The following is a 24,274-nucleotide window of genomic DNA, read 5'->3' as shown; positions in this document are numbered from 1 at the left end:
TTTGTAACTCATTAATTCCGCGAAAATGGATATTCGTTTTTTCCAGGTAGATGCTTTCACCCATACTCCTTTCTCCGGTAATCCGGCGGGTGTATGTCTGCTGGAAACACCGCTTCCCGATGAAACGCTGCGGGCGATTGCCGCAGAAAACAATCTCTCTGAAACCGCTTTCCTGTTAAAACAGGCGGACGGCTACAGCCTCCGCTGGTTTACGCCTGAAGTGGAGGTGCCCCTTTGCGGGCATGCTACCCTGGCCAGTGCCCATGTGCTCTGGAGTAACGGTCTGGAGCCGCGTGAGGCGGTATTGCGCTTTCATACGGTACGTAGCGGTTTGTTGACAGCCGCCGGCAATGGACAACATATCGAGCTCAATTTCCCCGCCCGTCCCTATGAGCCGGTGGTATTACCCACCTTGTTGCGGCAGCTGTTCCAGGATAGAGAGAGCAGCGCCGTGTATAGCCATGACCGTTATATCATTGAACTACCCTCTGCCGCTGCTGTCATAGATTTTAAACCAGATTTCCAACTGCTGGCGCCTTATCAGGTGGTCATCACCGCCCGTGATGACAGGGAGGGCAGCCCATACGATATCGTATCCCGTTATTTTGCCGTACCACTGGGTGTTAACGAAGATCCGGTGACCGGCTCCGCACACTGTTGCCTGGCGCCGTATTGGGCGGGTAAGCTGGGTAAAACGTCGCTGAACGCCTATCAGGCATCCGCCAGGAGCGGCGCTATGCAGGTGGAATTGCAGGACGACCGCGTACTGCTGCGCGGCGAAGCCGTGACCGTCATCTCCGGTATATTCACTATAAACCATTAATAAAGGAACCATGTCAGTTTTCGAACAATTCAAACAACTGCACCATCAGGAAACACCCCTCATACTGGGCAATGCATGGAATGTAGCCAGCGCCCTCGTGATGCAGGAAAAAGGTATCAAAGCCATCGCTACCTCCAGTTCGGCTATTGCAGATACACTGGGATACGCCGACGGCGAAAATATCTCCTTCCCCGAACTGCTGCATATTATACGGCGTATTGTACAATGTGTGAAGGTACCCGTGTCCGCAGATATCGAAGCAGGTTATAGCCACTCCATAGAAGGATTGCTGGCTAACATAGACCTGCTGGTAGAAGCCGGAGTAGCCGGTATCAACCTGGAAGATTCTGCCCCCGGCGATACCAGGTCCCTGCTACCCGCTGCCGATTTTGTGAACAAAATCAGCGCTATCAAAGCACACCTGGCGGAAAAGAAACAGCAGCTTTTTATCAACGCCCGCACCGATACTTTCCTGCTGGATATACCCGGTAAGCTGGAAGAAACCTTTGTACGGGCAAGGCTATACGCACAAGCCGGTGCTGATAGTCTCTTCGTGCCGTTCATCAAGGAACCAGCCGATATACAGGCGGTGGTGTCTGCAATAAAACTGCCGCTTAATGTACTGTCGATGAAAGGACTACCCGGCTTTGACGAACTGACCACCCTTGGCGTGAAACGGGTGAGCATGGGCGGCAGCATCTATTGGGCACAGAAAAGAGCGCTGGGGCAACGCCTGGAGCAGGTGCTGACGGATAAAAATTTTGAATCGATTTTTTGATGCCAGCGGCTTAAGGCAGTTTTTGTGTTGTTAAAGAAGTCGTTTAAATGAAAAGACTGTTCGCTTTATTTACTATTGTTATAGGAGACCTGTTTAAACATCTTCTTTAACAGCACATTTAATACTTTTCGGCCAATCTGAACTTCCGTCGATGCATTACCAGGTAGGTTTCTATGAAGGTGTCTGTCAACTGAACCGTCAGCGCTATTCTTTCTGTTCCTTTCTTAACAGGAATCCATTTTGACGAAAGCCCGTTTTGAAAGACTACTTTCACACGTTTGATATGCTCAACAACCGGTCCGCATAATCCCAAATCCGGCAAACATCTGATGGCGTCATTATTCACATGTACAATGGGTCTTATCAATTCATCTTTCAGGTTCTTCACTATTGCAATCCGGCAGCTGTCGACAAAACGGTTGTTACTGTCGTTATTTATTTTAACCGGAATATTGTGCTGCTGCAGGGTACTTTCCAATATCAGTAACTTCTTTTTTATTTTCCACTTCCCTTCGCTGCGGAGTTTTGAGGCGCATGTATATTGCAAATAATCATAAGTACCGTTTCTATATAAGGTGATGCTAATCCCGGCAAACTCGTCGAGCGTGCTATCCTTGAATTTCAGTATAACGTTGTGTTCTCTTTCCGCATCTATCAAGGGTACTCTTTGCAATAACTGGGCTAAAGCAGGGAGGGTACCTATCAGGAAGAGCGTGAAAAAAAGTGATATTTTCATAGATGTCAGGGGAATTGCTGGCTGCTAAAGATGTCATTTAATTAATGTGGGCGAATACTTTCATTTGCCGGCAAGATAAAGATGTTATTTAAAGTTTTACTTCAAGAGCAGGAATCAATAATCTAATGATGCTGTGATCATGTTAGCTATTTTCTGAAAAGAAGGTTGATTCCCTTTACTGTGTAATGATAAAACAGCTATTTTCTTTCCCTGGTTAAAGATAAGTACCCTTGAATAGGCCACTGTATTGGTGTCCCATTCTACAATGGAGTCGAAGTAACCCGTGGTTTTCCCGGAGGACTGTTTTTGTGTATGTCTGCTTAAGACATTCATTGTCTTATTTTCTACCTGTGCCTCCTTTATGTGCCAGGTTAGCAGAGAGTCAACGGTAAACTGATCAGGTTTTCCCGACTTATATTCATAGACCTGCAGCACCATCCACGAAGCATGGTCTTGGGTCGATTTTACATTTTGGAAGATGAAATTTTCATCTAAAAAACTACGAATCTCTTTATCATCCGACCAACCTTCGGGGATCTGTGCTTTTATACAAAACCCTGCATGGTCATTGTATAATTCTGTTACAGGATGTTCTTTCTGCGTTTGGCAACTGGTGATTGCTATCGCTAATATGCTAAAAGACAGCTTTTTTATCATGTGCAGTACAGGCGGTTGATTAATATCTCGTACTAAAGATAAGTCATTCCCCACCTAAAACTGAACCGTCTGCCTTCCAGCATGTAATACCTTCTCTTTCCCTTCCCATACAAACACGCCATCCAGCCCGGCAGGTAAGGTTATATCGGCCGTTATGCCATGTGCGCCTTTACGTGTAAGTGACACCGTTATATTCCCCAACGGATGCGGCATACTTCCTTTGATCTGCTGCAGTTCCCCGGGGGCCGGCGCTATCTTCACCCGGGCAAAGCCGGGTTGTGCGGGCATAATACCGCAGATAGTAGCCAGAAAATCATAATTAGGGCTGGCACTCCAGGCATGGCAATCGGAGCGGGTAGGCTCCGGGTTTTCTGCGAAGGTGGTCAGTCCTATGGAGAGCATATCCCGCCAGGGTTGTAGTTGGCCGTAGTATTGGTTGCCCATGTCGGCTTTTTTCAATGCCTGGTTGAGATAAAAACGATAGTAGAAGGTAGCCTGACTCATCGTGGTATCCGTCATCAGCCGGCGGAGGACGGCCTGTTGCTGGTTGACCGGGATAGCCCCCGCCAATACCGCCATAATACCGGCATGCTGACTGAAACTTTTTTTCTCCGGTGTATTGGCCATGGCATTGCGTACAGGATCGAAACACTGACGGTACACGCTTTGGGTGAGGCTTTGGGCCAACGCTTTATAATGCTGTGCCAGCGCCTGTTTCCCGAAGCCGGCAAACAAGGCCTGGGCTTGTTGTAACGTATATGCATATTGTAAGGTCACCACGGCGGAATGACCATCGGTAGCGCCATCCGGTACGCCGTTAGGGAAAGATGTGTTCCAGTCGGTGAAGCCCCACCACTTCATGGGACCTAATAACTGGCGGCTGCTGTCGATGTGTTTTTCGTACCAATCCAGCACGCCCTGTGCGGCCATGAGATATTGTTGCAGGAAAGCGTCATCTTTCCGGTGCATCCAATAATCGTACAACATAGACACCCAGTAGAGGGAAAAGGGTGGTATCACCTGCAGGCGATTGCTCGGATAACGGCCTTGCGTAAGTCCTTCCGGCACGCGGGAGCAATAAAAATCGTGGATGGCTTTACGCATCAGCCGGTCGTCGCCGGCTACATAGAGGGAGATGAGCGACTGGATGCGGGTATCACCTTCATATTGCAGCTGTTCGTAGTAGGGACAGTCGAAATACGTTTCTCCGGCACAGAGGCGGGCGGTGCGCCAGCCTGTTTTCCATATGTCCGTAAGCGTAGTATCGTTGCAGCTGAAGCTGGCTTTTTCTTCAAACGGGTACCCGGTACGCATCCCGTAAAGGTCTTCTATCCGCAGCGGTTCATCGCCGGTGGTGATGTCCAGCTGGAGATAACGGTAAGTACGGAACCACAGTGGCCGGAAGGTACGGTGGTTGCCGCCGTCGGGTTCAAAGATGTCGTAGTTGCCGATCATCTCCATGCCCTCTACCTCGTTGCGGTTGGCCTTTTTATGGTTGCGGAACAAAGCTTCTGCGTAGGTTATTTTAATACTGGCAGCTTTGCCGCCGGATACGGTCAACTGCGGATAGGCGGTAGTGTTATAGGTCTGGTCTACCAGGATGCTTACGGTTTGGCGGGCGGGTATTTCCAGCGTCGCCTGCCGGTTAGGCCAGCCTGCAGCGGGAGTAATGCCATTGCTGCGGCGTACCTGTCCCATCCGTTCGGGCACTTCCTCCATCAGCGGTATGCTGCGGGGTACCAGTGTCCAGAGGTTATCGGTACCATAGCCTGCGGCGGCCGGCCGGGTAACGCCCTGTGCAGCGCTCCAGTGGCTGTCATCATAACCTGGCTGTTCCCAGCCCCAGGGGTAGGCCTGGCCGTTTATATGGTCACCCGGACCGATGACCATATAACTGCGTAACCGGGCGCCATTGTCAAGTGAACAAGGCGTATAGGCGGTATCGTGATATACCTTCCAGTCCTTGCCGGTATTGACGATCTTTTCCGCTTCCGTATCTCCCTGCAGCAGCCAGCCGGTTTGGTTGGAGACCTGCGCTACGGGCGCATGTTCCCCCATATTCCAGACCAGGGCGGCCAGGGTATTGTCACCGGCACGCAGGTAAGGCGCTATATCTACGGTTTCAAAGTTCCAGTTGTAAAGGTCGCCACGGGCGGGACCACTGCATACCGCCTGACCATTCACAAAAAAGCGATAACGGTTGTCGGCGCTCAGGTGAACGATAAACTTCGCCGGTTTACCGGTCAGGGTGACGGTTTTACGGAAATGATAAATGCCATAGGCTCTTTGGGCAATACCGGGACAGCTGATCCAGGAGGCGGTCCAGTGGTTTTGCAACAGCGCCGGGTTGACAGGCAGTTGCTGGCTATAGGAAATCGCGGGACTGGCACAGCCGAGCAATAACGCCAGGGAGTATACGTGGAATTTCATGATGTAGCTTTTACAGGTACGCAGTGCTGTCAAGATAGTATCTAATATTTATATCCGGAAGCAAAAAATGAGTAATTTGATGAGTGGCTGGCAGAAAAATAAGTGTTCTTTCCGGCGTTGATACCCTATATGAGCCTGTTTGTTGAAATGAAAAAAGCGCTTCCCGCGCCGGTGGTAATTTCAGGTTATGAAAATTCAAACTATGAAACAACAACGTTTGCTACATGCCGGTTTCTGGTTACTGATGGTGGTGATCATCACCGAACCAATAATACGGGCACGGGACACCCAGGGTATGATGGAGTGGCTGATTTATTTCGCACTTTATCTTTCTTCTTTCTACGCCAACTACAGCTGGCTGTTTCCACGCTGGCAGCGGGACCGTCAATGGGCGCCGTTATTATTAGGCTGGCTGGGACTGATGTTATTGGATACAGTAGTCGTGTTAGGCTTGAACGCTTTTTTCGGCCGGTACCAGGAAGGTACCATTGATTTTAAAATCCTGCGTTGGTTCCTGCACACAGGCTACCTGTTTTGTTACCTGATGCCGCTGGGTATCGCCTGGCGTTTTGCAGAAGACTGGTTTTACCATGACCGGATAAAACGCCGGATGGAAACCCAACAATTGACAACAGAACTGGCTTTCCTGAAATCCCAGCTCAATCCGCATTTCCTGTTTAATACCCTCAACAGTATTTATGTACTGGCTTATCAGCAGTCGCCGGATACTGCCGATGCGGTGATGAAGCTGTCTGAGATGATGCATTACATGATGGACGACAGCAACCAGGATCGCGTACCACTAAGGAAGGAGCTGGCCTATATAGAGCAACTCATCGCCTTACAACGGTTACGGGTACACGGTGAAATGGCCTGTCATCTCACTGTTAACGGAGACCTGGATCAATACCGCATTGCTCCCTTGTTGCTGGTACCATTTGTAGAGAATATTTTCAAACATGCTGTACTGAACGACGCGGCGCATCCGGTGGAAATAAGTCTGGTGCTGTGCAACGATCAGTTGTGTTTTCAGGCGGCGAACCTCATTAACGAAGGGCAGAAAGATCCCGGCAAAGGTATTGGTCTGGTTAATGTGCAACGAAGGCTGGAACTATTGTATCCCGGTAAATACCGGTATGAAACATCTATTAGCGGCCGGCAATATACCATCGCTTTAACGATTCAACTCTCCTGAAAATGGCTGTATTGTCCTGTGTGATCATTGATGATGAACCATTGCCCAAGGCGTTGTTGCAGGATTATATCCTGCAAACGCCGTTTTTACAGCTGACCGGTGTTTTCAGTAATCCGCTGGAAGCGTTGGCTGCCTTGCAGCAACAACCGGCCGACCTGGTATTCCTGGATATACAGATGCCGGAGCTGAATGGGCTTCAACTCAAACAGTTGCTGGGCAACCATTGTAAAGTGATTTTCACCACCGCTTATCCGCAGTATGCCCTGGAAGGGTATGAGCTGGATGTGGTGGACTATCTGCTTAAACCTATCTCCCTGGAACGTTTCCTTAAAGCAGTGGCTAAAGCACGGGAGCGTATAGCACCGGTTCCTGAAAAAACAGCTCCTTTCCTCCTGGTGAAAACAGATGGCTGGACGCAGAAAGTCAACCTGCATGACTTGCTCTTTGCAGAAAGTTTGAAGGAATATGTGGCCCTGCATACCGTCCGGGGTAAAATAATGACCCTGCAAAGTATACGCCGGCTGGAGGAAGTATTGCCGGCAGAGCAGTTTGTGCGGGTGCATAAATCGTTTATCATCGCCCTTTCCGGGATGGAAGGTATTGAAAGGAACCGCATCCGCATCGGGTCGCATTATATTCCGATCGGGGAGCATTACAAAGCGGCTTTTATGGATCTGATAGCCCGTAAAAACCTGTTATAAATAAATTCTCTGTACTTTTGCGCCGCTTTGACCAATTTTTAAATAAAAATGCACAACCGTACCCTCCTGATATTCCTTTTAACGGGCCTGTGTGGCCGAGCCACCGCCCAGCAACACCCTGCTGATACTGTGATGGCCCGGCACAGCCTCGATGAGGTGATTGTGCAGGAAAACAGGCTGGCAGCGCCTTTAAAGGCAGCCAATCGTAATATTACCATCATCAGCCGTAAACAGATAGACGCATTGGCTGTTACCTCTATCAACGAGGTATTGGCGTTTGTACCCGGACTGGATGTGCGTCAGCGCGGTCCCGGCGGTGTACAGGCTGATATCGGTATTGATGGCGGTACCTTTGACCAGACACTGGTATTATTGAACGGCATCAAAATCACTGATCCGCAGACAGGCCATAATATGATGAACCTGCCGGTTTCCCTGGACGATGTGGATCATATTGAAGTCCTCCGTGGCGCCGCTGCCCGGGTATACGGTATCAATGCGCTCAACGGGGCGATCAATATCATCACACGGCAGCCGAAAGAAACCGGCGCTGTTGTGCGTGCTAACGCAGGCAGCAGCTTCAAAAAGAATGAAAAAGATAAATTGTACAGCGGTTACGGCGTGGGCGCCACCGGTACGCTGATGAGCGGTAACAGCGGACAATCGCTGTCACTCAACGCCAACAGTGGCAACGGTTATCGTTACAATACCGCCTATGATAACTACAGAGCCTTTTACCAGGGTGCTTTTCAGCCGTCGGCTAACCATGATGTCAGAGCGCTGGCCGGTTTTGTGAAAAACAGTTATGGCGCCAATGGCTTCTATGCAGCGCCCGGTGATAAGGAATCGGAAGAATCCGTAAAAACCTTCCTGGCGGCGGTGAGCGATAAAATCCAGGTTCGCAAAGGGTGGGAGATGACCCCCCGCATGAGTTACCGCTATACGGAAGACAACTATCTCTACGTCAAACAAAATAAAGCCGGTGCTAACCTGCACGACAACAATATTGTAGACCTAGAACTCAACAACCGCTTTGAAACCGCTATAGGCTCCTTCGGCGCCGGCGCGGAAGCCCGCTATGAGGCTATCAACAGCAATAACCTGGGTATTCATGAAAGGACCAACCTGGGTATCTATGGAGAATACAAAAGTAAAGCCGATAAACGTTTTAACTTCTCTGTAGGCGGTTATCTGAACTACAATTCCGCTTATGGCTGGCAGTTCTTCCCCGGTGCAGACGCTGGTTTTAACATCACTTCCGACCTGAAGCTGTATGCCAATATCGGCACAGCACAACGCCTGCCTACGTACACCGACCTGTATTACAAGAGCCCGGCCATTCTCGGCAATGCCAACCTGGGCGTGGAAAAAGCGACTTATATGGAAGCGGGCATCCGCAGGTACAGCGGTAAGTTTTCCTATTCCGGCAGCGTATTCTATCGTCAGATATCCGATTTTATTGACTACGTGAAAGATAGCCTCCCGCAACCCTGGCAGCCGCAGAACTTCCAGCGGGCAGATACAAAAGGGTTCTCCCTGCAAACAGGTTATGCTACTACTTTTGCCGGCGGCGTATTCAGCAGCTTTGCTGCTAATGCCGGGTATAATTACCTTTCTCCTTCTTTTAAGGGAGATGATAACAGCAACAAGATATCCCGTTATGTGATCGAGAGCCTGCGGCATCAGTTAACCGCCGGTGTGCGTGCTTCCCTGCTGCAGCATTGGATGGTGTCTGCTACCGCGCGTTATAACATGCGTATCAACTATAAGGACTATACCGTAGTGGATGCCCGTATTGCTTACCAGCAGCGCCGTTTCCTGGTATATGCCGATGCTAATAACCTGCTGGACGTGACCTATGTAGAAGCCGGTGCAGTTCCCATGCCCGGCCGATGGGTGACGTTGGGAGGCAGCGTGAGGTTTTAAATAAAAAACGCGGAAACCCAGGGTTTTAGCCCTGGGTTCTTCGACGGTATCCCCCCTTTCAGAACCGCCGCGTCCCCTATTCATGTACCAACAAACTCGCCCCGGGAACACCTTTTTCATTCACGCTGCTATTCAACAGAACCGTATACGCTTTCCCCGCTTCCAGCTTCAGTGATGCCAGTGCCGGTATATCCAATGGTTTTCCGTTGACACTGACAGTCAATGAAATCGTACCCGCGTTTACGTTAGTGAACGGTCCTAAGTCATAAGCAGCGCCTGACAGGTTGCCCCCGCCGGCGCTGCCATAACTCACCTTTTCAAACCAGACTTTGCCGCTGCCCTGCTGTTGTAGTGTTACCTGCACATCGCCGATACCAGCGGCGAAATGAAGGAAACGCAGTTTAGCTTTGCCATCAGGCGCTTTGCTCAGATCGTCGTAGAAGAGCACCAGTGTATCTTTGCTGCGGTCGTCCTTTTTGGCGGCGGCCACCACGGTATGATAATATCCGGGAATGGGGCCATTGGGACCGCCGTTTTCCGTATAGGCGGCACTGTTACCAAACTGGCGCGAAGCCTTGTAACTGCTGCCATTCCCTTCTGTAAAATTGATTTGCACATTGCCATAGGTAGCAGGCAGATAGGGAGAGGACTGGTTAGCACCGACAGCAGTAGTGGTTACCTGTTGGGTGAATGTCCAGAACTGGATACCGGTAGCCACCGGGCGGGCATTCACGAAGCTGATGTAAGCTTGCAGCGGCGGCCGCTCGCCGGCATTCACATCAAGGTAATCACTTTTGGTGCAGGCGCTGAAGGCCAGTAATATGAAGGGGAAATATCGTTTCATGTCATTATTTTTTTAGGGCGATGATCAGAATTTGCCAAACAGTCTGACGAATGGCTGGATACCGGCGCTGCCATTCTGGATACCTACCACGGTGGGGTTACGCAGACCGGAAATAGCAGGGTCGGTGTAATCGCCCAGTACATCAAATACATTGTTGATGCCTAGTGTAGCCTGTATGTTTTTGCTGATATGGTAACCCACGGACAGGTCGGTGATCCAGATGGGTTTCAGTTGCTGGAAATAGTAATCCGGTTTGGGAAAAGTGGCATTTTGTGCCGTGGCGGTCGTCACCGGGCCGAAATACACCGTACGCAGCAACAAAGACCAGCGGGGCGTGCTCCAGGCGCCTTGCAGCGTGATTTTACTGCCGGGAATGTTTGTTGTAACCCTGGCTCTCTCCGCCTCACTGAAGATCACGTATTGGTATTGTTCCAGTCCTTTCGGTGTATTGATATGTGTTACCTCATTGTTGACGAAGTTGCCGCCTGCCAGCAGCTGCAGCTGGCTATGCCCCAGCGGGATGCGGTAGCTGGCCGTTACCTCTACGCCCTGGGTACGGGTATTAAAGGCGTTGTAAAAGAACTTTGCCTGGGTGGTACCCGTTTGCAGCAGCAGACCGCGTACATCAGCCGGCAGATGGGGATCGTTGGCTGAGAAGTTACCGGTATTGCCTACACGATTTTTAATTTCCACGTAATAGGCGTCGGCGGTGATTTCTGCGCGGGGCGCCGGTTGAGAAGTAATACCGGCGGTATATCCGGTAGACCGTTCGGGTGTAAGCGAGGGGATGCCCAGCGCCCGGGTAGCGGCGCTTTTGTTGGAAGCCGTTACGAGGTCGATAGCCCGGCCCTGCTGAAAAGTGGTAGAGGTTTCCGTATAGTAGAACTGGGCGAGGTCCGGCGCCCGGAAACCGGTGTTGGCAGAGGCCCGCAAGCTTAACCAGGGTGCAAAACTATAGCGGGTGGCCACTTTCCCGGTAGTCACGTTGCCAAAATCGGAAAAGTTCTCCGCCCGCACGGCAGCGGAGAGCAGCCAGTGCGCAGTGATTTTAGCTTCCACATCGGCGTAGGCGGCTACAATAGCACGACTCACATTCACCTCGTTGCCCGGCCGGAAACCGGCGTGTATCTGCGATCCGGGAGAGAGGCCGTTGAGCGCCAGCCAGCCGGCATCAGAGAGGTAGGGCACCCCGGCGGCGCTGGTATCTACGCGATAGATAGGCCGCAGGTCTCCTTTGATATAGGATGCCTCTTCGCCGGCAATGATCTGGTAGGTCTCGGTACGGTATTGCGCCCCGAAAGCGATGTTGAGGCCATGCAGCGCCTGCGGGAAATAACGGCTGATATCCAGGCTGGCCGTGTTCTGGGAACCGTTGTATTTGCCGGCGTCGAAGGTAGCGGGACTTTTAGTACCCAAACTGGCATTGAGTGTATTGCTGATCACATTGCTGAAATCATTACGGCCATATACATTGGATAAGTCTATTTTCCATTGGTGAAAAGTTGTTTTGATACCGATAGCAAGGGATTTATCGGTGATGCCATTGTCCATGGCCGGGAGAAAACCGTCAGGGTAAAGCGTGGTGTTGTTGCGCTCCGTCCATCCCGGCAAACGGTATACCGCGGTGAATTGTGAGTTGCGGCGACTGATACCGCCGAAGGCATATAGTTCCGTTTGTTCTCTCACGGGAATGGCTGTATTAAAAAACAGCAGTGCATCTTTCGCTTTGTTGGAACCGCCGCCACGCTGGTCGAAAAAATGCCGGTCTATGCCACGGCTTTGCAGGATGGCGTCGTCTATCTCTTTGGTATAGATTGGGTCGTAGCCCCTGGTATTGGCGCCGCCGCCATAGATGGGGCCGTTATACAGCCCGGCATCATCCCGGCCGGGTTGCAGGGCAATGGCCTGGGTGGCAAATTCGGTGGTGATGTTAAAATAGCTGCCGTCGTGGCCTACCCGGGTACCGTAGTTGATACCGGTGCGGGTGGTCACGCCGTCGCCCCGTCGCCTGGTGCTGGTAGTGGTACTGACCAGGAGCTGGTCCGTTTGTTTTTTGAGTACGATATTAATTACGCCGGCAATGGCATCGGAGCCGTATTGAGCGGCGGCACCGTCGCGCAGTATTTCAATACGCTCGATCGCGCTTACGGGGATGGTGTTGAGGTCGTAGCCGGTGGCTCCGTTGCCGAGGCCGCCCCAGTTTACGTTAGCGCTTTTATGGCGGCGTTTGCCGTTGACCAGTACCAGCAGCTGATCTACGCCCAATCCGCGGAGCTGGGCGAGATTGAGCGCAGAACCGGCATCGCCGGCATTGCTGCCGTTCACGGAGTGAAAGGAAGGGGAGATGTATTGCAACAGCTGTGTGATACTGCTTTGCGGAGCGGTTTCCTGTAAGGATTTGATATCGATGATATCTACGGGTACCGGTGAATTCAGTTTGGTACGGTCCGCGCTGCGGGAGCCGACGATCTGTATTTCTCCCAGTTGACGGGTTGTGTCGGTGAGGTGTTTGTCCTGTGCCGGTAGTTGATGGAATAACAACGGGGCGGTGACAGTAAGTATAATTTTTTTCATGTGATTCAAGGTTGATGAGTAAAACGATCGTCTGTCAGCGCTACCAGGAAGGCTTCCAGGTCCTGCATCTCCTGTTCGTTCAGATTCAGCGGTTTGCTGAGCGACAGGTCCCGGCCAATGCCGTCGGGCACGATGGCAGCGGGATTATTATAGTAGGTAATAACTTCGCGTAAGGTGCGGAACATACCGTTATGCATATACGGAGCGGTGACCGCCACATTACGCAGGCCGGGTACTTTAAAAAAGCCTTTGTAATGCTCGTCTTTCGTGATGTCGTACCGGCCGGCATCGTTGAGGGTGGTACCGTTGTACAGGCCGATGTTTTTGAAACGGTCTGCCGTAAAGTCTTCCCCCGAGTGGCAGTTGTTGCAGTTGGCTTTGCCGATGAATAAAATTCTGCCGCGTTTAGCCGGTTCCGTGAGGGCGTTGTCATCGCCGGCAATAAAACGATCGTAGGGACTGTTGGCCGTTTCGAGCGTTTTTTCATAGGCCGCCAGCGCCTGGGTGAGGTTGGCCGCTGTAGCGGGACCGCCAAACACCTGCAGGAACAGCTGCCGGTAACGTTCCTGTGCGTTGAGCCGTTGTACCGCTTCTTCAATCGGTAATCCCATTTCATCCGGATTAATGATGGGCTGCAGCGCTTGTGCTTCCAGTGTAGGCGCACGGCCATCCCAGAAATAGCTGGGCCTTCCGGAGAGGTTGGTGATGCCGGGTGTATTTCTTTTGGTAGGCGTGCGGTGAATACCCAGGCTCAGCGCCGCAGTATCTGCAAAGCCATGCTGTGGCTGGTGACAGGAAGCGCAGCTGATACTGTTATCTTTTGATAACAGCGTTTCAAAAAACAGCCGTTCTCCCAGTTGAGCTTTGGTAGGAGGATCGGCAGCACGTACGCCCGTGCGGACACCTGCCAGGGCTGCGCAAAGGCATAGCACCCCCAACAAAATGAAGATCCATTTTTTCATTTATATATTTACTTATTTAGATGTTTTTTAGAGACTGTTTAGTCTGTTCTGCAGTAAACGAAGTCTTGGATGGTGGAGATGGTTGTGTTGTTGGTTGATTTATCCAATAATGATACTGCTAAAACAAGAAAAAGGTTTTCATCCTTAAAACAATAATCAAATAACCAAATGACCAAATAACCAAATGTTTTGGCATTCCCGGGAGAACGGGCGATAGTGCCTGTTCTCCCCAGGAATTATAATGGGGTAAGTAGTAATGGATGGAGGGTGATTATTGCGCGTTGGCGACCAGTTCTACGGCGAGATCAAAATCGTCGTAGATAGCCTTGTCGCCAATGCCTTCGAAGAAACTTTTGGAACCGTAGCGGATGTTGTATTTGGTACGGTCTACTTTAATATCCGCTTTGGCAGTCAGTTTGGCGCCGCTGATAACTACGGTAGCCGGGAAGGTGATCGCGTTGGTAATGCCTTTGATAGTGAGGTTGCCGGTAACATCGTAGCTACCGTTGCTTTTAGGTGTTACTTTGGTGATCACGAAATTGGCTGCCGGAAATTTTTCCACGCCGAAGAAGTCTTCACTTTTCAGGTGGCCTAACAGTTTGGCGTTACCGCTGGCGTCTTTGATATCGGTTACCGTAATGCTGCGGGTATCCAGCGAAAAACTACCGCCTTTCAGTACGTTGTTTTCCAGGTCCAGTTTACCGTCGGATACGTCGATGGTGCCGCTGTGCTGACCGGTTACTTTTTTACCTACCCAGTTCAGTTTACTTTGGGTTTTGTCTACCTGGAAAGTCGTCGCTTTTTTAGTGCTGGTGACAGCTTTGGCTGGTTTTCCGTTGCCGGCAGTAGCCGGGTTGTTGAATGACATCAGGACGATGGCGCTACCTGCGAATACCAGGGATACTAATCGTTGCATATAAAGGTGTGTTTTAAATGTTGCTGCAAAGTAGATGGAATCGGGGAGAAGCATTTGCGCAATGCGGAAAAAGATCTGTTAAAGTTATTTTTCCGCAATCAGCTCTTCCAGGTCCCTGTTCCATTTGGCCACGTAGTCTTTGTAATACTGGCCGGTGATTTCGCCGGTGTAGCCGGTATGTATCTGTCTTACTTCCCCTTTACGGTCTATCAGGATGGTAGTAGGAAATGCCATCATGCGGTTGAGCGCCGGTAATTTCTCTGACGCCACTTTCTTATCAGCAATGCCACCAAAAAGAATATCATATTGTATGTTGTATTTTTCTTTGAGTTTCCCCAGCGTATAGCGGGCATATTCCAGGTCGTCTTTCTGTTCAAAACCAATAGCGACTGCTTCTACGCCCCTGTCTTTGTTTTTGTTGAACCAGGGAGAGAGGAAGGAAGTCTGGTCGGTGCAGTTGGGACACCAGGTACCGATGATTTCCACGATCACTACTTTGCCTTTGTATTTTTCGTCGCTGAGAGAAACCGGTTTACCATTGAGGTCGGGCAGGGTGAAGTCCAGTTTTTTGTAGCCTTCTTTGAGGTAAGTGAGCGCATAAGGGTCTGGTAGTGCGGCGGCGGCGTTTTTACTGCCATCGAATTTGATATTGTTATAGATACCCAGGCTCAATTCCCCGGTAAGGGATTTGTCGTCATTAATTTTTCCTTTGATGTAGATTGGACTGGGGCCTGTGAAGCCGGACAGTTCAAATTCATCGCCGTGAACGGTGCCTTCCAGTTCGCGGCTGTCACCTACAACAGACATGACCACACCGGTCAATTTGTTGCCTTCCTGTTTAAGCAGGCCAACGCGGTTGGGCGTAGGTTCCTTGCTGTAGATGGTGAGGTCCCATTTGCCGCTGATATCGTATTGTGGCGCCGTTTCGCTGCCTGCCGGCGCAAAACGATAGTCCTGGCCGTATTCAGCCGAGAAAGGGAGGGCGTTGCCCCGGAAGTTGGGTACCAGGCTGCGGTATTCGCCGGTGATTTTGCCATCATCTTCTATTTTGGCTACCAGGGCGGCGTCGTAAGTATTCATTTTAATGAAGAGCGAGTCGGAGCCGATGCGCTGCACATGGAAATCATCCCGGCGGGTACCATTGAGCAGCGTGAACACCGCGTGTTCAGGATCTTTGCCTTTTAGCTCAAAGTTAAAAGGCACTTTGGATTCGTTGAGGGTGAACACCCCTCTCCAGATGCCTTCCCGTACAAATGGTTTATCAGGCGTAGCACTGGCGCCGCTTAAAAGGGAAACAGACAGCAAACCGGTGAGTAAAAGTGACTTATGTGTTTTCATGGTTTTATTGTTTGGTTGAAGAAATATGGTTCGCAAAGGGCGCACGCAAAGGCGCGAAGCAGCAAAGGCGCAAAGAGTTTCTGCAAAGCTGCGTACGATGATCAGGCGCAGATCACGGTAAAGCATATACGATACGGAAATCCGGCAGGCATCGCCCGAAGGGAAAAAAAATAAAAGAGAAATAGGAAAATTATTTAGGGACGCTACAAAGAGGAATACCCAAAATATCAAAATTGGTAAATAGCGAAATCCCTAAATATGACAGGGAGAACAACATCGAAAGATAAAAACTGTTGGTTTCATGCTAATTATTTTATAGCTCCGCAAAAAGATGGTGGTGGTATAAACTAATTAACGGTGGGCTTAATTAGGTGTGATAAAACAAAGGTAGGAGCGGTTATTTATATTTCCAAATAAAAGTCTATAATTTTTGTAGACTATTTCAATTTTAAGGCGGATATCCGCAGCCCTGCTATCTTTCGTTAGAATCACCTACCTTTGCGGTTTAAAATAACCGGTTTTGAGTCATTCTGTTTTTTTAATAACGCCGCCATTTACCCAGCTGAACACGCCGTACCCGGCCACAGCCTACCTGAAAGGGTTCCTGAATACCAAAGGAATCAGCGCTTTCCAGGCTGACCTGGGTATAGAAGTCACGCTGGCTTTATTTTCAAAACAGGGTTTACAGCAGTTGTTTGACAGCATTGCGGCAGAACCGCCGGCGGAACTTTCTGAAAACGTCGCCAGGATCATCGCTTTGCAGGAGGACTATATCAACACGATTGACGCGGTTATTTTGTTTTTACAGGGCCGGAATCCTACACTGGCACACCAGATCAGTAAACGTGACTTCCTGCCGGAAGCCTCCCGTTTTGCGCAGCTGGACGATCTCCACTGGGCCTTTGGCTCCATGGGCACGCAGGACAGGGCCAAACACCTCGCTACCATGTATCTGGAGGACCTGTCAGACCTGATCATGGAATGTGTGGACCCGCACTTTGGTTTCAGCCGTTATGCCGAGCGCCTGAGCCGCTCTGCCAATAGTTTTGATGAACTGTATGATGCCCTTCACGAAGGGTATACCTATATCGATCATATCCTGACAGACCTGCTGGCTGCCCGGATGGAAAGCATACAACCCTCTCTGGTGGCTATTTCGGTGCCTTTTCCGGGGAACCTGTACGCTGCTTTTCGCTGCGGACAATGGATCAAGGAACATTATCCGCAGGTGAAAATAGCGATGGGGGGCGGTTTCCCAAATACGGAGCTGCGTTCCCTCAGCGATGCGCGCGTGTTTGAATTCATCGACTTCATCACGCTTGACGACGGCGAAGCGCCCATGGAAAACCTGTTTCAGTTCCTCAACGGACAAAAAACTACCGAAGACCTGAAACGCACCTTCCTGTTGCAGGATGGACAGGTAACTTATCTCAACAACTCGTCCTGCCGCGATTACAAACAAAGTGAAGTCGGTACGCCGGACTACAGCGATCTGCTGCTGGATCAATACATATCCGCCATTGAGGTGGTGAATCCCATGCACAGCCTTTGGAGCGACGGGCGTTGGAACAAACTCACCATGGCCCACGGCTGTTACTGGGGCAAATGTACTTTCTGTGATATTTCACTGGATTATATCCGTATTTATGAGCCTATAGCGGCTTCCATGTTATGCGACCGCATGGAGACCATCATTGCGCAGACCGGCCAGAACGGTTTCCACTTTGTGGACGAAGCGGCGCCGCCGGCGCTGATGCGGGCTTTAGCGCTGGAAATCATTCGGCGTAAGCTCACGGTTACCTGGTGGACCAACATCCGTTTTGAAAAAAGTTTCACGCGGGACCTGTGCCTGTTGCTCAAAGCCTCCGGCTGTATTGCCGTGTCCGGAGGCCTGGAAGTAGCATCAGACCGGTTGCTGGGGCTTATTAATAAAGGCATCACGGTAGCGCAGGTAGCGCGGGTGAACCGCCATTTTTCCGAAGCCGGCATCATGGTACATGCTTACCTGATGTATGGTTTCCCTACGCAAACGGCACAGGAAACTATTGACGCCCTGGAAATGGTGCGGCAGATGTTCCAGGCGGGTATTTTGCAATCGGCCTTCTGGCACCAGTTTACCATGACTGCCCATAGTCCTGTTGGACTGGAACCGGCAAAGTTCCAGGTACAAAAGGAAACCGAAGCTATCGGCGCCTTTGCCAACAATGATATCATGCATATCGATCCCACCGGGGCCGATCATGAGAGCTTTAGCTATGGTCTGAAGAAGTCGCTGCTGAACTTTATGCACGGCGCTTGCCTGGACTACCCGTTGAACAAATGGTTTGAGTTTAAGGTACCGAAAACGAGCGTAGCGCCGGACTTTATTGCCAATGCCTTGCTGGAAGAAGAAGCTGGCACCGTAAAACCCACGAGCAAGGTGGTGTTTCTGGGCAAAAAGCCGTCTATGGAGGTGATTACCAAGTCCAAGAAGGGTAGTACCTGGGAAGTGGCCTCGTTCACCTTTCAGAATAAAAAAGAAAAGATGAGTATTAGTGTGGCGCCGGAACAGGGCCAGTGGCTGGCTGGTATACTGGAGCAGGTAGCCGTTGCTAACGCCAAAACCTATACGCTGCAGGAAGTTAAAGACAGCTATGAAGCGGCTGGCCTGGAAGATTTTGAGTTGTTCTGGGATAATAAGCCGGTGAATACCCTGTACAAATCTGGTTTGCTGAAGTTATAAAACCCTGTTTTCAGTTGCGGATTGTAATGTGTTACCCGAATTCTCCCGGGGGGTACCCGGGAAAATCCCCGGTATAAAGCATGAAAAAAATGTTGAATATTTGTTTTCACTAAACACAACAACATGAGCGACAAAATGATGGTCAGCGGTTATACCGCTAATGACCAGGGGTATCTGCAGGATACTACTATCCCTATTGACTCTCACATGCCTTTTACCGGTGATCCCAAAACCTACGGGATGCCTGTTACCGTGAGTGCATTTTATGGAATGATGTATCATTTTTACAAGTATCTGGATACACATCCCGAAGTAAAGGCCTTTTTTCAGAAGGTGTATTCCGTTGAGTTCAGCAAGGCTTCCCTTTTCCGTTTGCTGAGCCAGCCGGGTTGTGAGTATGTTCGTTTTAATTTTGTTATTCCGGAAGCTGATGACAAGATCAGTCTGATGGGGCAGGGGCTGGACGCCAACCATAAAAGCATTGGTTTTGATGTTTTGCTGGAAAAAGCCCAAAGCGGTAAGTTGTATGATGGTCCCGGAGATCCCAATGCTGAGGAAAGAGGTAACGGCGGCGAAAAGCAGCAACTGGACCTGGACGAATTATTTGCAGCGCTGAAAGCCAGCGGTCATCCGTTTGGCGCTGTTACACCTGTGGATTTAGAGAATTGCTAAAAAAATTGACTACGCCGAATGAACGGATGGATTTACGGATATTATGCGATGCTGGTAACGTGTTTTGCCATTAGCCTGCTTAACCTGCGATATGCGCAGGTTAAGCTTCTGGCAGTATTACTGGGTATCTCCATATTATCGGAGGTGACAGTAGAGCTGATCGGGAAGCGTGGGTCCCATTTCTACATTGTCTATCATTTTTTTGTGGTGCTGGAATATAGTCTGATAACAATTATTTTAAGATCAGGCATTACGGATAAGCGTTGGCGGCTACTGATGAGCATCTCTATAGGGGTGTTCTGTATCGTTTCTCTCGTGTACAGCTTTGTATATGGTGGCTGGCGTTATTTCCCCGGCATAAATATCACCGTTGAGAGTTTCCTGGTCATTTGCTGGTGCCTTTTATCCTTTTTTTCGATTACCCCTAATAGTGAAGCGTCTATATTCCGGCACCCTGATTTTTGGCTGACCCTGGCCTTTTTCTTTTATTTCGCCGCCTCTATGTGTGTCAACGGCTTTTACAACCTGTTATTGGCCAGTGATGCGCGGTCTGCCAAACATCTTTTTGCGATTTTAAACTCATTATCCAATTACCTGTTGTATATTATGCTGATAAAAAGCATCATATGCTTCCGGTCAAACAGGATTTCTTCGTAGCGGTTATATTACTCACCTTGTTGTTCATCATTATGGGACTGATCGTCATTGTGGCGATCATCAACTATAAGAAAAAGCAACAGGCTTATCTGCATCAGCTTAAGTTAATGAAAGAAGAGTATGATAAACAATTAATGTGGTCTCAGATCGAAATCCAGGAAGAAACCTTTGCTCACCTGGGGCAGGAGCTTCACGACGATATAGGCCAATTGTTAACCAGTACAAAATTATTAATCAATGTAACCCAGCGTAACCTGACCGAAGCACCGGAAACATTGAGGATTGCGGAAGACACCCTTGGAACAGCCATTCATAACCTGCGTGCGTTGTCCAAATCGTTTAGCCGTCAATGGCTCGACCAGTTCAGTCTGCTGGAGAACCTGAAGAGCGAAGTAGCGCGTATTAATGCCAGTCGCACCGTTAACGTGACGTTCATGCATGAACTGGCAGAGCTGCCGCTACAGTCCGAACCGCAGATCATCTTGTTTCGTATTATCCAGGAAGCCATGCAAAACTGCCTGAAACATGCCCGTCCCCAAGTGATTGACATCAGTATGCGTATAGCCGACAGCATTTTACTGTTGATCATCGCAGATGACGGCGCCGGATTTGACAAAGCCGGTATGTCGGCCAGTGGTTTGGGTATCCGGAATATGCAACACCGTACCCAGCTGTTGGGCGGTTCAATCAACTGGGAGGTGACGGATGCAGGAGGTACTGCTGTGTTGATAAAATTACCCGTTGAACCAAATCAGTTATGAACATCAGAATAGCCATTGCAGACGACCATCAATTGTTCCTTAAATCACTCAGCCTGCTCGTAGCGGGCTTCAACGGTTTTAGCATCGTAGCAGAAGCCGTCAACGGCAAAGAGCTGCTCGATAAAATAGCGGCTTTGCCATCGCCGCCGGATATTGTGCTGCTGGATGTGAACATGCCGGTGATGGATGGTCCCAAAGCCACTGCGCAGTTGCAGAAGCTGTATCCCGGTCTCCGTATCGCCGCATTGTCCATGAAAGAAAATGACGGCACCATTATTACCATGCTCAAAGCTGGTTGCTGTGCCTACCTGCTGAAAGACATTCACCCGGTGGAGCTGGAGAAGGCGCTGCGGGAGATCCATGAATCGGGTTACTACCACAACGATGCCTCCAATGTCAACTATCGCCGGCTGATCCTGCAATCAGAACAGCAGGAAACCATCACCGAAAGAGAGAAAGAGTTTTTAAGCCTCGCCTGCAGTGATCTTACCTATAAAGCCATCGCGCAGAAAATGAATGTCTCCGAGCGTACCGTAGATGGTTACCGGGAGATCCTGTTCCACAAACTGAACGTGCAAAGCCGTACAGGTATGGTGCTGGAAGCTTTGCGGCGGCAGCTGGTATCGTTGTAATACCAGTTCTACCGGTTAAAAGCTGTATTTTACCGACTAGTGCCGGTTATTGACCTTATTTTTAATGTGTCCCTTTGTTGGTTTTAGTATCATTGCATCCAGTTTCATTCATCCAAAATCAACATCTGCACATGAGCAATCAACAAAGGGCAATCCTGGAGGTGGACCAGCTGAGTGTGTCCTATGGCTCTTTTCAGGCGGTAAAAGGGGTGTCCTTTGCCGTACAGCCGGGAGAAATTTTCGGACTGCTGGGGCCCAACGGCGCCGGTAAAACCAGTACCCTAAGCGCTATTGAAGGACTGGTACGGCCCAACGGAGGTCAGATCACCGTCGCCGGCTTCAGTATCCTCGAACAGCCTCTCTATGCCAAAGCCAACATGGGCGTACAATTACAATCTACCAGTTTTCAGGCTGAACTGAATGTATCAGAGATCATCCGGTTGTTTTCAGGTATCTATGGAAAAGAATTAAGTCCCGCGGAAGTGGAGGAGAAGCTGGTGGAAATCAATCTGCAGGAATCCGCTACCAAACGTTATGGTCAGCTTTCCGGCGGACAGCAGCAGCGGGTATCCCTTGTTATCTCCACGATCCATGATCCGCAGCTGGTGCTGCTGGATGAACCTACTACCGGTCTGGACCCCCAATCCAGGCGGCAGCTGTGGGACCGTATCGAAGGCATCAAAGCAAAAGGGCATGCCGTATTACTCACCACTCATTCCATGGAAGAAGCCGAAGCGGTATGTGACCGTATAGCCATCATCGACCATGGGCGCGTGATAGCGATCGATACGCCGGAAGCGCTCATCGCCGCTCATCGCAACGACCCTGATGTGATCAGCGTATCCCGTAAAGGAAAAATAACCCTGGAAGATGTATTTATCGGTCTCACCGGCCGGGCTGTCCGTTCATAACTCAACTCGTTATTATGCAAACCAACATACCTCAGACTTCTGCCGTGATGACCGCATTATTGCGGGCTGATTTTACCACCCTGTGGCGTAACCGCCGTTCCCTTCGGTTGGTGTTATTGGTGCCGCTGGTGATCGTTATCTCCTGGAAAGGGCTGGTCAAAACCATGGGCGGTCCTTATGTGATTGCCGGTGGTATTACCATTGGCCTTATCAGTATTGGCCTGCTGGGCTACACCAATTCCATTGCGCGTGACCGTGATAAAGGCGTGTTCCAGCGTCTGCGGGTAGGTCCTGTAGCGGCCTGGACGATCATGTGCAGCCGCATCCTGGTACAAATTGCCACTATTATGGTTATGACCATCGCTATTTTCGCCGTGGGCAGTGCCGTAGATAAAATTACGTTGTCGCCGATGGGTTATCTCATGGGTTTCCTGGCCGCTATCTTAGGCGGGGCGCTGTATTTAAGTCTTGGGCAGCTGATTGTGGGATTGATCAAAAATCCGGAGACCGTGAATTCTACCACCCGGTTGGTATATTTTATTTTCATCATGGTGGGGATGCTGGGCAACTTCGGCGTGCTGGGAGAGGCCGTGAAAGAAGCCGTGCAGTGGTCGCCCTATGGTGTGGTGAACCGTGTTATCGGTACCGCGTTGCAGCCTGCTACCTGGAATATGCAGGCTACTTACGCCATGCTGGCTACTATCGGTTATACCATTGTATTTGCGGCGGCGGGTATCCGTTTCTTTAAGTGGAACTAGCCATGCTGATAACGACTTCCTCAATCCGGTGACGGTCCATTTTTTTGATTTCAAAGGTGAGCTGATTGAGCGTAACCTTTTCGCCGGGTTGAGGAATGTGTTTTAATTTACCGATCAGCAGGCCGGCTACAGTGATGTCCTCTTCTTCATAAGGCCGCAGCCATTCGAGGTTCAATGTTTCGCGTATAAATCCCAGGCGGGTGATGCCATTGGTGAGCCAGCTCTTGTCGGTCTGTTGTTGCAGAAACCGCTCTTTGGTGTTATACCCCGGCAGGTTGCCCAACAGGCCGGATACAATATCGTGGAAGGTGACGATGCCTTCAAACTCCCCATATTCATTCAGTACAATTCCCATGATCGTGCTTTCACGGCGTAGCAGCTGGAACATATCATAAACGCCCTGGTTAAGCGACAGGTAGGAGACGGGGCTAACCATTGCCTGCAGTGGTTTTTCCGGTTGCAGGAAAAAGTCCTTGATCATCAGTGCCCCCATTATTTCGTTGGTATTGCTCATAATAGGAAAGGTGCGGTGGATACTTCGTTTGATCGTTTCCGTTATTGCAGACCGGTCCATGTTCTCGTTGAGCGTATCCACAATGCTGGTAGGTGTCATGATATTTTCCGCCGACAGGTCATAGGCCGTGGAGATATTACGGTGCAGCATAAACTCTCCTTTCTCTATTAGTCCCTGTTTATAAGCCATAAACAGCATACTGCGCAGATCGTTGTCAGTGAGTTTTTCTTCCCGGATGGTGTTGATGTGAAACAGTCCGAGGATATACTTGGTACTCGATGTCAGCAGTTTAATAAAAGGGTAGGTGAGTTTTGAAAAAATAATCATCGAAGGGGTGATGATAAAAGAAATTTTCTCCGGATTCAGCAGGGCCAGTGTTTTAGGGATCAGTTCCCCGAAGATGATAGTGAGGTAAGTGATAGCCCCCACGCCAATAATCAGTGCCAGCAGGTGAGCGCCATAGTTGCCCAGGTGCCAGGAGCGGAATACCGGTTCCAGCCATGCCGCCATCATATCCCCTCCGTATAGGCCTTCCAGTATACCTACCAGTGTGATGCCTACCTGTACCGCGCTGAGGAATTCATCCGGTTCGCTGACCAGTTTCAGGACACTGGCAGCGCGTTGACTACCGCCGTCCGCCTGTATTTTCAATGTGTTTTTATCTACCGATATCAGGCCTATTTCAGCCAGGGAGAAGTAGAAGTTACAGGCGATCAGTACGATGATAATGATAACGGAGAGCATAGTTCACGGTGTTTACAGAAATA

General features: G+C 50.0%; 21 protein-coding genes. 12 read left to right on the top strand and 9 right to left on the bottom strand.

From position 1 onward, the window contains the following. Positions 1-25: 25 nt before the first annotated feature. Both ICL07_RS01645 and ICL07_RS01640 read left to right on the top strand, forming a co-directional pair. Entirely contained in the window at positions 26-823 is a 798-nt protein-coding gene (locus ICL07_RS01645; RefSeq protein ID WP_188086208.1) for a PhzF family phenazine biosynthesis protein, read from the top strand. 10 nt (positions 824-833) lie between these two features. Next, positions 834-1,601, top strand: a complete 768-nt coding sequence (locus ICL07_RS01640) for an isocitrate lyase/PEP mutase family protein (RefSeq protein WP_188086207.1) — start codon at positions 834-836, stop codon at positions 1,599-1,601. Positions 1,602-1,719: 118 nt separating this feature from the next. On the opposite strand, the gene ICL07_RS01635 is transcribed toward ICL07_RS01640, so the two are convergent. From ICL07_RS01635 to ICL07_RS01625, 3 genes are all read right to left on the bottom strand, one after another. Continuing rightward, positions 1,720-2,337 carry a hypothetical protein gene (locus tag ICL07_RS01635; protein ID WP_188086206.1) on the bottom strand — a complete coding sequence of 206 codons (618 nt, stop codon included), beginning with the start codon at positions 2,335-2,337 and terminating at the stop codon, positions 1,720-1,722. A 114-nt stretch (positions 2,338-2,451) separates the two neighbouring features. After that, the gene (locus ICL07_RS01630; RefSeq protein ID WP_188086205.1) at positions 2,452-2,994 is read right to left on the bottom strand and encodes a hypothetical protein; all 543 of its coding nucleotides are present in this window, start codon (positions 2,992-2,994) and stop codon (positions 2,452-2,454) included. Positions 2,995-3,048: 54 nt separating this feature from the next. Then, positions 3,049-5,424, bottom strand: coding sequence for an alpha-L-rhamnosidase-related protein (locus ICL07_RS01625; protein WP_188086204.1), 2,376 nt, complete (start codon positions 5,422-5,424; stop codon positions 3,049-3,051). A 187-nt stretch (positions 5,425-5,611) separates the two neighbouring features. On the opposite strand from ICL07_RS01625, the gene ICL07_RS01620 reads away from it, so the two are divergent. The 3 genes from ICL07_RS01620 to ICL07_RS01610 are packed head-to-tail and all read left to right on the top strand — an operon-like array spanning position 5,612 to position 9,246. Next, entirely contained in the window at positions 5,612-6,619 is a 1,008-nt protein-coding gene (locus tag ICL07_RS01620) for a sensor histidine kinase (RefSeq protein ID WP_188086203.1), read from the top strand. A gap of 2 nt (positions 6,620-6,621) precedes the next feature. After that, positions 6,622-7,320 (top strand): LytR/AlgR family response regulator transcription factor, encoded by a 699-nt coding sequence (locus ICL07_RS01615; RefSeq protein ID WP_188086202.1) that lies wholly within the window; start codon positions 6,622-6,624, stop codon positions 7,318-7,320. 48 nt (positions 7,321-7,368) lie between these two features. Beyond that, positions 7,369-9,246 carry a TonB-dependent receptor plug domain-containing protein gene (locus ICL07_RS01610; protein WP_188086201.1) on the top strand — a complete coding sequence of 626 codons (1,878 nt, stop codon included), beginning with the start codon at positions 7,369-7,371 and terminating at the stop codon, positions 9,244-9,246. 76 nt (positions 9,247-9,322) lie between these two features. Here the strand turns inward: ICL07_RS01610 and ICL07_RS01605 are convergent, their stop codons facing one another. The 5 genes from ICL07_RS01605 to ICL07_RS01585 form a co-directional block, all read right to left on the bottom strand. Continuing rightward, positions 9,323-10,090 carry a DUF4397 domain-containing protein gene (locus ICL07_RS01605; RefSeq protein WP_188086200.1) on the bottom strand — a complete coding sequence of 256 codons (768 nt, stop codon included), beginning with the start codon at positions 10,088-10,090 and terminating at the stop codon, positions 9,323-9,325. A gap of 24 nt (positions 10,091-10,114) precedes the next feature. Next, entirely contained in the window at positions 10,115-12,664 is a 2,550-nt protein-coding gene (locus tag ICL07_RS01600) for a TonB-dependent receptor plug domain-containing protein (protein WP_188086199.1), read from the bottom strand. Between the two features lie 5 nt (positions 12,665-12,669). After that, complete coding sequence (locus ICL07_RS01595; protein WP_188086198.1) at positions 12,670-13,626, bottom strand: cytochrome-c peroxidase; 957 nt, start codon at positions 13,624-13,626, stop codon at positions 12,670-12,672. 271 nt (positions 13,627-13,897) lie between these two features. After that, entirely contained in the window at positions 13,898-14,542 is a 645-nt protein-coding gene (locus ICL07_RS01590) for a YceI family protein (protein ID WP_188086197.1), read from the bottom strand. A gap of 84 nt (positions 14,543-14,626) precedes the next feature. Next, positions 14,627-15,880, bottom strand: coding sequence for a peroxiredoxin family protein (locus ICL07_RS01585; RefSeq protein WP_188086196.1), 1,254 nt, complete (start codon positions 15,878-15,880; stop codon positions 14,627-14,629). Positions 15,881-16,400: 520 nt separating this feature from the next. Here ICL07_RS01585 and ICL07_RS01580 point away from each other — a divergent pair. From ICL07_RS01580 to ICL07_RS01550, 7 genes are all read left to right on the top strand, one after another. After that, positions 16,401-18,602, top strand: coding sequence for a B12-binding domain-containing radical SAM protein (locus tag ICL07_RS01580; protein ID WP_188086195.1), 2,202 nt, complete (start codon positions 16,401-16,403; stop codon positions 18,600-18,602). A 123-nt stretch (positions 18,603-18,725) separates the two neighbouring features. Beyond that, entirely contained in the window at positions 18,726-19,274 is a 549-nt protein-coding gene (locus ICL07_RS01575; protein ID WP_188086194.1) for a hypothetical protein, read from the top strand. Positions 19,275-19,292: 18 nt separating this feature from the next. Then, on the top strand, positions 19,293-19,931 hold the full coding sequence (locus ICL07_RS01570) for a hypothetical protein (RefSeq protein ID WP_188086193.1): 639 nt from the start codon (positions 19,293-19,295) through the stop codon (positions 19,929-19,931). Then, entirely contained in the window at positions 19,901-20,692 is a 792-nt protein-coding gene (locus ICL07_RS01565) for a sensor histidine kinase (protein ID WP_188086192.1), read from the top strand. The genes ICL07_RS01570 and ICL07_RS01565 overlap by 31 nt, the downstream gene beginning before the upstream one ends. Then, complete coding sequence (locus ICL07_RS01560) at positions 20,689-21,324, top strand: response regulator transcription factor (RefSeq protein WP_188086191.1); 636 nt, start codon at positions 20,689-20,691, stop codon at positions 21,322-21,324. The genes ICL07_RS01565 and ICL07_RS01560 overlap by 4 nt, the downstream gene beginning before the upstream one ends. A gap of 131 nt (positions 21,325-21,455) precedes the next feature. Continuing rightward, positions 21,456-22,235 carry an ABC transporter ATP-binding protein gene (locus ICL07_RS01555; RefSeq protein WP_188086190.1) on the top strand — a complete coding sequence of 260 codons (780 nt, stop codon included), beginning with the start codon at positions 21,456-21,458 and terminating at the stop codon, positions 22,233-22,235. 14 nt (positions 22,236-22,249) lie between these two features. After that, positions 22,250-22,993 (top strand): ABC transporter permease, encoded by a 744-nt coding sequence (locus tag ICL07_RS01550; RefSeq protein WP_188086189.1) that lies wholly within the window; start codon positions 22,250-22,252, stop codon positions 22,991-22,993. On the opposite strand, the gene ICL07_RS01545 is transcribed toward ICL07_RS01550, so the two are convergent. Then, positions 22,980-24,251 carry a hemolysin family protein gene (locus ICL07_RS01545; RefSeq protein ID WP_188086188.1) on the bottom strand — a complete coding sequence of 424 codons (1,272 nt, stop codon included), beginning with the start codon at positions 24,249-24,251 and terminating at the stop codon, positions 22,980-22,982. The genes ICL07_RS01550 and ICL07_RS01545 overlap by 14 nt on opposite strands. Between the last annotated feature and the right edge of the window lie 23 nt (positions 24,252-24,274).

The organism is Chitinophaga qingshengii (genome assembly GCF_014529935.1).
GTDB classification, from domain to species: domain Bacteria; phylum Bacteroidota; class Bacteroidia; order Chitinophagales; family Chitinophagaceae; genus Chitinophaga; species Chitinophaga qingshengii.
This window is presented reverse-complemented; position numbering and strand designations above follow the sequence as displayed.